Raw genomic sequence first — 12,697 nt, 5'->3', positions numbered from 1 at the left:
TTGGGGGTGCCTATTCTGTCTCGGTCTGGCCCAGGTGCCGGTCTAGTTCTGCCAGGAGCCGCTGGCGCAAGAGGACGGACCGTTCTGCAAAGCCCCGTTGCTGACGCACATATTCGGCTTTCCCCTGGGGGGTTTCAATGGCAACCGGCTCGTAGCCCCAGTCCCTTAGATCGTAGGGGGCGGCTTTCATATCGAGTTCGCGCACGTCCCAGGCCAGTTCGAAGCAGTCCATGACCAGGTGTGAGGGCACCAGGGGCAGGAGCTTATAGGCCCACTTGTAGATATCCATATTGGCGTGCAGGCAGGCTGGCTGCTCCAGGTTGCGCTGCTGCTCACGCGTGGGCTGTAGCTCGTTCATGGGCACGGCCTGGGGCATGAAGAACCGGAAGGCATCGAAGTGGGAGCATCTGATTTTATGGCTCTCAACCACCCTGTCGGTGCCCTCTGCCCCCAGGCGCAGTTCTAGGTAGTCGTGGCGGATTTTATTCTCCACCGACTTATAGGCCATAGCCCACTCGTGCAGGCCAAAACAGCCAAAGAAACCGGGCTTGGCCGCAGTTTTGCCCAGGATTATCCGCGCAAAATCAATGGCTGAGGCGCGGGCCTCAGCAAACTTTTCGGTATCGACAAGGACGCTGGTACCCGCCTGCGCTGCCGCGGCGGCTTCGGCAGGTGGCAGGCCTGCCTCTTCTAGCTCCTGCAGGGTAGCGGCCCGGTAGAACTTCCAGTCTGCTCGCTCACCGGCGTCCTGCAGAATGACCCCCGCACCGGGGTGCCAGCGCATAAACTGCCCGGGTTTGAGGGTGTAGTAGGTGAAGAGGAAGTCTTCAACGGGGTGGGCTTGGCCGCGTTCGCGGCGTCGTGCGAAGGGTAGGGCGTAGCGGCCGGAGTGTTCTTCATGGGCGCGCGCGAGTGCGCGCCAATCGTCCGGGGCGAGGAGGGTGAGGGGCATGGGGTCTATTCTAACGGCCCTTCATCCCGCGCTAGAAAAACATCCCTTTCTTTCCCTGCCACCTCAGATAAGTCAAGGACGAAAGAGAAAGGAGAGCACGGAGCAAAAACAATATGCAACATCAAGTCTTCAGAAGAAGGGTTATTTATAAGGGGTAGGTATGCCAGACCCACAGTGACTGTGGGTCTGGCATACCTTATAGATAATAATCTTTAAGTTTCATGCTTCACAGAAAGGACTGTTGCTAAAGTTGTAGAAACTCCGGTGACTGTTACGAGAATAAGGATGATGTACTTGTTAAAGGCAGTCGGATCAATAAAATACCATACCCCATAGAACAAAAGTGGAAGAGCAGATAATAAAGATATCCAGCGTAGTATATTTTTCATTTTATATTTTCCTTGATGGGCTACTGGTAAGATTTTATCTACCGAGGTGTGCACCAGACGGCTGTGTTGTGAGCCCGATGAATATTAATTCCTCGCTGGTTCCAGTTGCAAATTAAAGATGCGGCCGAGACAACCGCGAAAGCTGCTGCAAATCCACCTGCCACTACTGCTCCTACACCAGTTACCGAGGTAATGAATACTGCTACGGTAGAAATTGCTGCACCGCCAGCGAGTAGTGCTGAGAGTCTGTATGAGTTTATGTTATTTAACCAGAGCGTCTGACCCCACCAGTGGAAGATAACGCCACCGCCAGCTGACTGAATTTCATTTCCAGTAGCCTTCGCATGCTGGGGGAGATTGGATAGCGCTTCGCGGCGTTCTTGATTGGATTTGGTGAGAATCTGCTGCAAAATCGCCTTATCTGCGGGGGAAAGATTTGAATCGCTCCTGATTGAGAAATCTCCCATCAGCCCAGTGGTAACATGTCGGTCGTAGCGGTTAATTTGTTCGTCTGAGATGTCGGTAAGGCGAGTGTCGGTCGTTGTTGCGATTGTGCTGGTGGATTCTACCGCATTAGCGCTTGTGAATCCCCCCCCGGATAGTAGACCCGCGAGAATCAGCGTGGTTGCCAGGGTTTTCTGAGTGGTTGTAGCTTTCATAGCCTACTCCTTTAGTGCTTGACCAGCCGGTTGGCTGAATTTGGGGGTAAAGAAGATGTGATGTACAGCAATACTATATTGGTCTACATACTCCCGACAAGTCTTTGGGTGAAAAATATAGAAATTTTTTACACGCCCTTGAAATGGGAAAAGCCGGCCCTCGGGCCAGCAGCACTGCGCTGCCAGCCCGGGGCCCGAGCGTCCTCGCGGACGAACCTAGTTACCCCTGTGGTGGGGGCGGTTATTCCTCATGGGTAGTAAAGCGTACTACCCATATGACAAGAGTACAGGCGGTTAAAGTGATGCTTAGTAGGCCAAATTGAAGAGCGAGAACTCCTGCACCGATGTAAGCTTCGCTGTTAGTGTGTGCGACAAATGCGCACATAGTTGTGAAAATATATGCAATAAAGCATAGAACTACTAGAGTTTTCGGTATTTTACTCAGTTTAAATAATTTTATCATGAGGGATCGCCGGAGCCTTCGTAGTGTGGTCGCCCAAATGTTCTTACCGCCCAGTAATAAACATTCGATTCATTAAGGCAGCTTATATTTTTGCTAGAATGTGGTGAATATAGAAAATTGCATATAGAGCGCATTGAGCTATAGAAGTTGTTGTCACACTCTGCGCGTGATCGCCTAAAATTATACTGTGCGGAATAGCAGTAGTCATGAGTGTTACACGCTGGGAGAAATGTTTGTTTGTATGATGACCAGGATCGGGGATCTGAGCATCCATTGGGAACGTAGTTTGATGCTGGGGTAAGGCTATTTTCTTCTAGTATGTAATTTTGTGTGAAAAACTCTTCAAAATTTTTTACCTCTTGACTGGTATACCCTGCATGGGAGGCTGCTTCAATAAACTTGGAGTATGAATATGGGTCAGGAAAGCCTGAAATGCGAGACGGACTGGAGAATTGAGGTTCTTTGGTGAACGCAACAGCGCTAGAAGGTGCAGGTGTGGTTAGGGCAAATGTTATTGCTAATAGGGCAGTTGCTGTAATATTTCTTACTCTGTGCATTGGTATACTCCTTTAGTGCTTGACCAGCCGGTTGGCTGAATTTGGGGGTAAAGAAGATGTGATGTACAGCAATACTATATTGGTCTACATACTCCCGACAAGTCTTTGGGTGAAAAATATAGAAATTTTTTACACGCCCTTGAAATGGGAAAAGCCGGCCCTCGGGCCAGCAGCACTGCGCTGCCAGCCCGGGGTCGGGCGTCCTCGCGGACGAACCTAGTTCACAACCTAGCGGCCGGTACCACCGTACACGGTAGCCTCACCCTCGGCGTCCAAATCAAAAGCTGAGTGCACAGCGCGCACAGCCTCATCAAGCTTCTCAATATCGGTGATAACCGAAATGCGGATCTCAGAGGTAGAAATCATCTCGATGTTGATGCCGGCGGTGCTCAGTGCATCAAAGAACTTAAAGGACACACCGGGGTTAGACTTCATACCCGCACCCACCAGTGACAGCTTACCGATGGACTCGTTGTACTGGACCTCTTCAAAGCCCAGCTCAGCCTTCTTAGCTTCAAGCGCAGCCAGAGCGGCAGCGCCCTGATCCTGGGGCAGAGTGAAGGAGATATCGGTGACGTCGGGGCGGTCGGTTGAGACGTTCTGAACAATCATGTCGAGGTTCACGTTGGTCTCATTGAGAATACCGAACACCTTGGCCGCGGAGCCGGGCACATCGGGCACACCAATAACGGTGACCTTAGCCTGGCTACGGTCGTGGGCGACGCCCGAGACGAGGGGCTGTTCCAAGGGAATCTCCTTCAAATTAGTTTCCATACCCTCATTGTCGGGGATAACGAGAGTGCCTTCAAGCTCTGAAAACGAAGAGCGAACATGCAGCTTCAGGTTGAAACGGCGCGCGTACTCCACCGAACGCAGGTGCAGAATCTTGGCGCCGTTAGCGGCCATCTCAAGCATTTCTTCGCTCGTGACGGTATCGAGCTTGTGGGCGGACGGCACGATACGCGGGTCAGCAGTGAATACACCATCAACGTCTGAGTAAATCTCACAGACGTCAGCACCTAGCGCAGCTGCCAGAGCAACCGCGGTGGTGTCTGAGCCGCCACGACCCAAGGTAGTGATGTCGCGAGTCTGGCGATTCATACCCTGGAAACCCGCGACAACGGCGACGTAGCCTTCATCAAGGGCAGAACGAATACGCTCGGGGTTGACCTCAACCAGGCGGGCAGAACCGTGCACACCGTCGGTAATCATGCCGGCCTGGGAGCCGGTGAAGGACTGGGCACGGCCGCCCATGCTGTTAATAGCCAGGGCCAGAACGGACATAGAAATCCGTTCGCCGGCGCTCAGCAGCATATCGAGTTCACGCGAGGGGCCGGCGTTGGGGGTTACTTCAGCCGCAAGGTCGAGCAGTTCATCGGTGGTATCCCCCATTGCTGAGACCACCACGACGACCTCGTTGCCAGCCTTCTGCGTGTCCACAATACGGCGAGCTACACGCTTAATACCCTCGGCGTCAGAAACCGAGGACCCACCGAACTTTTGGACAATCAGGCTCATTGAAACTTCTCCAGTACAAAGGTGTTGAAGGTGCCGGGCATTTTCCGGCCTAAAACTATCGTAGGGGTGGGCGTCGCACTTGGACGATTTTTGCTCAAATGACGGGAATATAACGTGTATGACGGTAGATTACGCAAGAGCTTTAGCCTATAAAAATGTGGCTCCTCTAGGTATGAGGAGCCACGTTTTATGCCAGAAAGACACTGAACTACTTGCTATGTGTTACTAGGGGCGATGATCGGTTGGCATTCCAGCGGAAGAGACCCAGTAGGGCCGTTAGGCCGGCTACTACTGCCAAGATGTTTGTGGTGAGGTAAAGGTAGTCCGATACTGCATACAGCTGTGATACTGATGTCTGGCTAATTACCCAGGCACAACCCAAGAGCACGATAAAAGCAAGAAGTAGCCCCGTTATGCTTTGGATATAGTTGCTGGCAGTTGTAACTGCCAGAGCCAGTACGATGCCTGCTGTTAAGCCCGGTAGTCCCAAGGGTAGAGAAAGAAGGGCAGCTATAGAAATAGAGCTAGCAATCGCTGGGAGTAAAGCGGGGGTGTGCTCTTGAACAAATTGCGTGGTGGCAAGGCAGAGAGAAAGCAGGGTAAAGATATGAGTCAGGTTAAGAGCCTGGCTCCAGAAAACACTCTGCTGAGAGAAAAGTTGATCGTAATGATAATGAGGGGGTGGTGCGGAGGCTACGAGTAGGCTGTAGACAGCGTTCTGTAGAAAAATAAGCCCTAGAGTGATGATAAAAATTATGGCTATTTCCACAGGGCGAGAAACCTGGGAAGTGCCGCGGTCTTTTGTGCCGGATAGAGCTAAAGCAACAAGGCTTAACAGTAAGGATATAAGGCTCATGCTGACAATTATCAGGTCAACATGACGGGTTGGACCGCTGTAGAAAATGAACTGAGTTATGGTTGCAAGTGCTAATGAAATTGGTATTAAAACGAGTCGGATGCGCATTGTGCCTCCTTCCGATTGCATGATTTTTAACGCCTACAGATAATGAGCTTGGGGTCGCAAACATCGCGTGGGTCGAGGTAGTCACGCCAGTTTTCACAAACGACCGAAGGCTGGGACGTGCCAGCAGGGAGCGCACAGGGAATAGGATGTGGAAAGGCCTGTGCCGATGGGGTGAGGCCGATGAGGGAAAGAGAGCCGGCTAGAAACGCTAGGCTAATGATTTTTTTAGACATGTCTATATTTTTCCACAGATAAAAGTGATGTTCAATACTTTTTGTGGTTTGATAGATGTCCTCTGGGTGCGACTAGGTCCAGGGGTTCACATAGGTCTTACCCGGAATCGGCGGAATCTCGGGGGCAACCGTACGCAGCGGGGTCTTCTTGAGCTCTTCCAGCTTGGCCTCGTAGGCATCCCGTAACTCCCCGCCATCCTGCCCATCGGTAGGGGAGGGGGTGGCGGCGTCCTCGCTATCAAGATCATCGAACATGGAACCAGACCAGCGAGCCCGCGGGCCCTTAGCTGCCTGCTCCGCCGCGGCCTGCTGCTCCTTGGCTTCGGTCTCTGCCTCAAGGGCGGCCTCAAAATCTTCGGCGGGGTCGGCGGCCTCGGCGCGGGTGCCCTCACTGATAATGCGGCGGCCCTCAAGGGCACGGCCCAGGGTGATTTCGTCGGCGTATTCCAGGTCGCCACCCACCGGCAGACCCGACGCCAGGCGCGACACGCGAATACCGATGGGCACCAGCAGGCGCGAGAGGTAGGTGGCAGTAGCCTCACCCTCAAGGTTGGGATCCATGGCGAGAATCAGCTCGGTGATGCGCTCATCCGACAGACGGGCCACCAGCTCACGGATGCGCAACTGCTCCGGCCCGATACCGGCCATAGGGTTAATGGACCCGCCCAGCACATGGTAGCGGCCGGTAAAAGAGCGGGTGCGCTCAACGGCCACCACGTCCTTGGATTCCTCCACCACGCAGAGCACCGCCGGGTCGCGCTGCTCGTCGCGGCAGATAGCGCAGAGCTTGGTTTCAGAGACGTTGCCGCAGATCTCGCAGAAGCTCACGGTCTTTTTCACACGCGCGATGGCATCGGTGAGATTGGCCATCTCAGAGCTTTCCGCATTCAAAATGTAGAAGGCGATACGCTGGGCTGACTTGGGGCCCACACCGGGCAACCTACCCAGCTCGTCGATCAGGTTCTGGACGGCACTTTCGTACACAAAAACTCCTTACTAGACCTGATGAAGGGGCTGTTCATCAATGACTTTGCCGCCCAAAATCTTTTCAACGGCCCGCTGGCCAATCAGCACGGACGACTCAAGGGCGGCGTCGTCATCGCTGGGGGTGAAGTCCTCGGGAGCTTCCACCGGAGTGGGGGCCTTGGCCTGCTGGACGGCCCGCTGGCCGGCCGCAATCTGGGCGGCGTGGCGCTCTCGGAAGGAGAGCTTCTTACCGTCGGGCTGTTGAGTGGTAACCTGCTCGGCGGCTGTCTGCGGGGCACGAGCGGCAGCAGGTGCCGGTGTCTGAGCGGTTGACTGAACAGCTGGTTGAGCCGGGGCTTCCTGCGAAGACTCTGCCTTAAGGTAGCCGACCCCGGCGACGTACTCGGGCTCGTCCTCGGGGGCATCGTCAAAGTACCCACCGTCGTAGTCCGCGTACTCGTAGGCTACCGGGGCTTGGTTGGAGGCTGGTGTCTGGCTCGGGGCCTGAGCCGGTGCATGTTCCTGCTGTTGAGCCTGGGGCGCGGCGCTGCTCTCGCCCTTGGCCTCTTCTTGGAGGGCGGCGTTGTCGGCGTCCTTATGCCCCTGCTCGGCCAGGCCCTCACTCGTGGGGACGGGTTCAAGAGAAACCGCGTGCGGGCTATCCTCGTGGGGTACCTGGGAGGTGGGATCGGCGTCCTCTGGCTCCTGGGCGGTGTCGCGCGCCAGGGCAATATTCTGCTGTTCCTGGGGGCCGCGGGAGGGGTGCTGGGCCTTGGCGATCTCAACGGGGTTGGCCTCACCCTCAATCACGCGCAGACGCGGGGCTGATGGAGCTTGCGCCTCGGGGACCTCGGCCGCATCGCCACTGGGGATAGCTGCTACCGACCAGGAGGTGACGGGGTTGTTCCAGTCATCGGGGCTCCAGGATGGAGGCTCCGGTGAGCGGGGCTGGCCGTGCGCTGCCCATGCCTGGTCGCCACCGCGCGGGCCCTCAGCGACATCGGCAGCGGGCTGCCTGCTCGCAGCCTGGGGCGCGGGAGCCTGAGACGCGGGGGCGGGGTTTCCGTTTGATGGGCCTGCCCCACCGGGGCCGCCGGGACGTCCGCCACTAGGGCGCCCACCGCCGGAGGTATCGCCGCCGTCACCGGGCTTCTTAATTTCGCCGCGCAACTGTACCTGCAGACCCAGAACCTGGAAGAGGGCCTGCTGAAGCTGGGGCAGGTACTCCTTGACGGCCTTAAGTACGGGTAGCTCGGCCCGCAGGAAGAGGGCCCCGTTTTCAAACTTGGACGGCTCACACAGGGCAAACTGGGCCCGGGCAAAGGGGGCAGGCACCTTGGCCACTACATCGGCCCAGGAGTTCGCCACCATATCGACCGTGTTTTCACCGGGCACCGGACGCGCTGGGCTCTGAGGCGCGGACGCCTGCTGCCCGGCCTGGACGGGCTGGGCGCTCTGAGGAGATTGGGCAGACTGCTGGGGCCCACCGAGTGGCGGAACACCCCGGCCTGCTAGCGGGGCACCGCTCAAGGGAGCGCCCGCTAAAGGAGCCCCAGCCAAAGGGGCACCGGACGTACCGGGCGTACCGGCTAGAGGCGCGCCGCCCGACTGGGCAGGAGCCTGAGTTTGCTGAACGGGCTGTCTAGGCTGGTCTTGACGTTGGGGCTGAGCTTGCTGCTGAGACTGAGCCTGCTGAGCAGGGGCTTGACTTTCGACGCCACCCTGCTGGGCTAGCTGCTGCCGGGCGCGCGCCAGGGGGCTGGCTGCGTCCGCACCGGTGCCGGTGGAACCCTCCTGTCCAGAACCGCCACCGGTGGGTGCAGGGAACTGACCCGAGGCCAGCCTGCGCTCAAGCCGATCCAGGCGGGCCGCTAGGTTGCCAACCCCCTGCTCCCCGGCAGCCAGCAGAATACGGGCGCACAGAAGTTCCAGGTGAAGCTGGGGGTTCATAGCCCCGCTCATCTCATTGAGAGCCTCGTTGGTGACGTCCGCCGCCCGCGACAGCTCCGCTGAACCCAGCTGCTCAGCCTGAGCCCTCATACGGTCGAGCTGGTCAGCGGCTAGGCCGCGCAGAATCGAACCCGCCGAATCGGGCACGGCCTTCACGATAATGAGGTCGCGGAAGCGTTCGAGTAGGTCCTCGACAAAGCGGCGGGGATCCTGACCGGTCTGAATCACCCTATCGACCGAGGCGAAAACCTCGGCGGCAGAACTAGAAGCAAAAGCATCGACAACCTCGTCGAGCAGCTCACCGTGGGTAAAGCCCAGCAGGGCAACGGCCAGGTCGTAGGAGATGCCCTGCTCATCAGAGGCACCGGCCATGAGCTGGTCAAGGATAGAGAGCGAGTCACGCACCGAACCGCCACCGGCGCGAACCACCAGCGGCAGCACACCATCGGCAACCTTAACACCCTCTTCGGAGCAGAGCTTAGCCAGGTAGTCCCCCAGAATCTGCGGGGGCACTAGGCGGAAGGGGTAGTGGTGGGTACGCGACCGAATAGTGCCCAGTACCTTGTTGGGCTCGGTGGTCGCAAAAATAAACTTAATGTGCGCCGGGGGCTCTTCCACGATCTTGAGCAGGGCGTTGAAGCCCTCGCGGGTGACCATGTGCGCCTCGTCGATAATGAAAATCTTGTAGCGGTCGCGCACCGGCGCAAAAGTAGCGCGTTCACGCAGGTCACGGGCGTGGTCCACACCGCCGTGGCTGGCGGCGTCCATCTCAATCACATCGAGGGAACCGCCGCCGTCGCGGGAAAGCTCCTTGCAGGACTCGCACACACCACAGGGAGTAGGCGTAGGGCCCTGGGCACAGTTGAGGCAGCGCGCCAAAATACGCGCCGACGTGGTCTTGCCACACCCGCGCGGCCCCGAGAACAGGTAGGCGTGGTTCACCCTGTTCTTCTCAAGGGCAGTCATGAGAGGTTCGGTGACATGCTCCTGCCCAATGACGTCGGCAAACGACTCAGGGCGATAACGGCGATACAGCGCAGTGCTCACAATAAACCTTCGGTTGAGTGCAGAAAAACTGAGCCCGGCCCAGGGAGAAAAGCAGAGAGAAAAAATCAGGCGCTCGCCGCCCCGGGTGTGCTGATTAACAGTGTAGTGGGGGTGGCTGACGTTTTAAGAACCGTGCGCGAAAGGCTTAAGCTGCTCCCGGCGTCCGCCCCGCTTTGTTCCAGTAGGGACCAGATTCCTCCCGAAATCCCTAACGCCCACACATACTATTGTGACTTTTCTGGTCCCTGGTGGGGGAGGGGGTAGAAATTGGGCAAAATAAAGACCCCCTACGCACCCGTCAGAGCCCAGATACCCTTGCTGCCTTCCGGCCCTGGGGGAGTTTTCCAAGATGACGCCACGTAAGGGGCTCCAACAACTGTACCCTAAGCCGCCACGAAAAACAAAGGGCGGGTAAAGCTGCTTTGCAGGCTCCGGCTATGTTTTGTGTGTCCCCGGTTTAGCGGTGCGGACGCCACGCCCCGCACGCACCCCCGATTTGCGCGGACGCCCGAGCATGGGGTATGATCGTATCTGTCCGCTTTCGTGAAGCTATGCAAATAGCTAAGCAACAGCCTGGAGGATTCGCCTAGCGGCCTATGGCGCACGCCTGGAACGCGTGTTGGGTTCACGCCCTCGGGGGTTCAAATCCCCCATCCTCCGCTGAAGCCGGTTTCATCGCCCACTTGATGAAACCGGCTTTTTCTATGCCCAGATTCTTTTGTATAGCCAGAATTTTGAGCAGTTTGCTGGAGATGTAGGCAGGCGCCCCGCACTCGCAGCGAAGCTGCTGGCTCGGCGGCTGGCGTGAATCGCTGGTGATGAGCACCGAGATTCCGAGCGCGCGAGGAAAATAAATCTCGGTGCGAATCTGGCGAGCTTGCGAGCTAGCTAGCGAACCAGGCGAGAGGGTCGGCAGCGAGCGCGAGTGCGGGGTGCCTTCTCTTGGCTAGTTCTCCAGTTCTAGCCCTGCACCCCGCGAGACAGCTTAGTCCAGTTGTACCAGCCGTAGACCGAGTTGGCGATAAAGCCCAGGTACATGGCCATAATGGCTATGTTGCCGCCGCCTTCTACGGTTGACCACAGGTAGATCTGTACGGCGTTCAGTACCAGCCAGCCGATCCACTGTTCGCGGAAGCGGTAGACCATCAGCACCTGCGAAATCAGGGCAATCACGGTGGTGAAGGCGTCAACGTAGGGCTGGTTGGATCCCCAACCGTTCAGTAGCACCCCGTAGCCCCACGATGCTGCGGCCAGGAGCGCCAGTACGCCCGCGATAGCGGGCAGGGTTAGGCGGCGGGTCTGCACATCAAGTGCGGTGCCCTCGGCGGCACTAGCCAGGGCGTACGCCCCGCCCCCACCGGCGTCCGCACCCCTAGTTCCGGTACCGCTGGTCACGGCGCGGCTGCCGGTACGCTGCCCAGCCCCGTCAAAGGAAGCCCCGCTCAACTCGGGCCGGGTCTTGGCTGCCCGCATGTTCTTGCGCCACATGTAGAGGCCCCAGAACTGGGTGAGCACATAGAAGGCGGCAATAGTAATTTCGCCGATGAAGTAGGCCTGGTAGGCCAGAATCAGGTAGGGCACGTTCTGCACGATGCCGAAGAAGTAGTTCGACAGGCGCCCCTTGCCCACCAGAATCACGCAGACCATGCCCGCAAAGGCCGTGATGAAGCTCAGCCAGCCCTCAAAGGCTACGGTACTGACCACGACCTGCAGCAGAATCAGGGCCGGGAAGAAGACCTTCTCAAAGGGGGTGTAGCTGGTGAAGAGGTCGGTGTAGGTGGCCTTGGCAAGGCGGGCCAGGGGGTTGGCCGGTGCCTGGCCGGTGGTGGGTGCGCTCATGATGAATCTTTCGGGTGACGGGGGTAGGGGTTAGGGGAGGAGGCGTTCGATAGCGGCCTTGGCTTGCTCGTAGCGCTCGGCGTAGTCCGCGCCATTAAGTAGGATCAGGCGGTCAAGGAGGCCGGCTGCCTCAACTTCGGCCAGCATGATGCGGGAAATCTCGCCGAGGTAGTCATCGGAGTTATTGGTCTGGGAGCGGAAGCCGTCGAGGGTGTAGCCGGAGGCCCCCACCGGCGGGATAAAGAGAATCAGATCCCAGCGGGCCTTGGCAATCAGGGAATCAGCCAGGGGTAGCAGCTTGGCGTAGTCGCTCTCGCTCAGTTCGCTGGCGGGGTCGGCTGCGCTCATGGCGGCGTAGGCCTTGGTGACCATGGCGTCGGTGTCCATGAGGGTGAGCCCCCGGTTGCCGGGGTTGTCGATGGTTTCGCGGTTGAGGTTGAACTGGCCGGTCAGCACGTTCTGGTAGTCCAACAGGTCATAATCCTCATCGCGGATATTGGCCTCGACCTGGTAGACCCGCGCGTACTCGTAGGAGTAGGGGGCGTTATAGAGCTTGCCGAGATCCTCTACCAGGGTGGTTTTGCCGCCCGAGGCAGCCCCCATGACCAGGACGTTGCGGGTAAAGAAACGGCGGAAGGGCGGGGCGATAAGGTCCCAGTGGGCCAGCGGGTTTTCCCGGATGTCCGGTTCGGACGCCGGCAGCTGGCAGGGTGCCAGGCGGGCGGTAGGCTGCCCACCGGCGTCCTGATTTCCTGCCTGAAACCGGGAGATGTGCTCTTCGTCGAGCAGGTAGAGGCGGCGCTCAGCGCCCGCTGCCACGTGGGTAGCCCAGAAGCCATCCAGAGCTTGAGCCCAGGCTTCGGGGCTGATGAGATCGGTTTCATCGAGGGAATCAACAATGACGAGGGGGTCGTTCTTAAAGTGCTCAGACACATAGCGGTAGCGCTTGGTGTGCTTCATGCCCGCCTGCTCACCGGCGTCCTGCTGGGAACCGGCGACAATTACCAGGGTGCCGCCGGGGTTCTCTTTCTTAGCGCGCAGAATCTGGTCGATATGGCCGCGGTGCAGGGGAGCGAAGCTGCCCACCACAAGCCCCACGTGGGAGCCGGTGAGCTGTTTTTTGTAAAGCATGGTGTCCTTGGGCTGGGGCGGGCCGGTAG

The 12,697-nt window shown here is 58.1% G+C and carries 9 protein-coding genes, 1 tRNA gene and 1 other RNA gene; 1 reads left to right on the top strand and 10 read right to left on the bottom strand.

From position 1 onward, the window contains the following. Positions 1-10: 10 nt before the first annotated feature. The 8 genes from QM007_RS09915 to ffs all read right to left on the bottom strand — a co-directional run bounded on the left by QM007_RS09915 (position 11) and on the right by ffs (position 10,070). Positions 11-952, bottom strand: coding sequence for a 3-methyladenine DNA glycosylase (locus QM007_RS09915; protein ID WP_283489804.1), 942 nt, complete (start codon positions 950-952; stop codon positions 11-13). A gap of 427 nt (positions 953-1,379) precedes the next feature. Next, a complete protein-coding gene (locus tag QM007_RS09910) occupies positions 1,380-2,000 on the bottom strand; it encodes a hypothetical protein (RefSeq protein WP_283489803.1) in 621 nt (206 codons plus the stop codon). 459 nt (positions 2,001-2,459) lie between these two features. Beyond that, positions 2,460-3,020, bottom strand: coding sequence for a phospholipase A2 (locus QM007_RS11185; protein ID WP_502949056.1), 561 nt, complete (start codon positions 3,018-3,020; stop codon positions 2,460-2,462). A 228-nt stretch (positions 3,021-3,248) separates the two neighbouring features. Continuing rightward, positions 3,249-4,538: an aspartate kinase gene (locus QM007_RS09905; protein WP_283489802.1), complete on the bottom strand. Its 1,290-nt coding sequence runs from the start codon at positions 4,536-4,538 to the stop codon at positions 3,249-3,251. 208 nt (positions 4,539-4,746) lie between these two features. Beyond that, positions 4,747-5,502, bottom strand: a complete 756-nt coding sequence (locus tag QM007_RS09900) for a hypothetical protein (protein WP_283489801.1) — start codon at positions 5,500-5,502, stop codon at positions 4,747-4,749. Positions 5,503-5,807: 305 nt separating this feature from the next. Further along, positions 5,808-6,719 (bottom strand): recombination mediator RecR, encoded by a 912-nt coding sequence (gene recR / locus QM007_RS09895; protein WP_283489800.1) that lies wholly within the window; start codon positions 6,717-6,719, stop codon positions 5,808-5,810. A 12-nt stretch (positions 6,720-6,731) separates the two neighbouring features. Beyond that, positions 6,732-9,698: a DNA polymerase III subunit gamma and tau gene (locus tag QM007_RS09890; RefSeq protein ID WP_283489799.1), complete on the bottom strand. Its 2,967-nt coding sequence runs from the start codon at positions 9,696-9,698 to the stop codon at positions 6,732-6,734. Between the two features lie 275 nt (positions 9,699-9,973). After that, an RNA gene (gene ffs / locus QM007_RS09885) (signal recognition particle sRNA small type) lies at positions 9,974-10,070 on the bottom strand. A 203-nt stretch (positions 10,071-10,273) separates the two neighbouring features. Between ffs and QM007_RS09880 the strand changes: the two genes are divergently transcribed. Beyond that, a tRNA-Ser gene (locus tag QM007_RS09880) sits at positions 10,274-10,358 on the top strand. Between the two features lie 300 nt (positions 10,359-10,658). Here the strand turns inward: QM007_RS09880 and pnuC are convergent. Beyond that, positions 10,659-11,537, bottom strand: coding sequence for a nicotinamide riboside transporter PnuC (pnuC, locus tag QM007_RS09875; RefSeq protein WP_283489798.1), 879 nt, complete (start codon positions 11,535-11,537; stop codon positions 10,659-10,661). A 30-nt stretch (positions 11,538-11,567) separates the two neighbouring features. Further along, a complete protein-coding gene (locus QM007_RS09870; RefSeq protein WP_283489797.1) occupies positions 11,568-12,668 on the bottom strand; it encodes an AAA family ATPase in 1,101 nt (366 codons plus the stop codon). Positions 12,669-12,697: the final 29 nt, after the last annotated feature.

The organism is Rothia sp. SD9660Na, assembly GCF_030064065.1.
GTDB lineage: Bacteria > Actinomycetota > Actinomycetes > Actinomycetales > Micrococcaceae > Rothia.
This window is presented reverse-complemented; position numbering and strand designations above follow the sequence as displayed.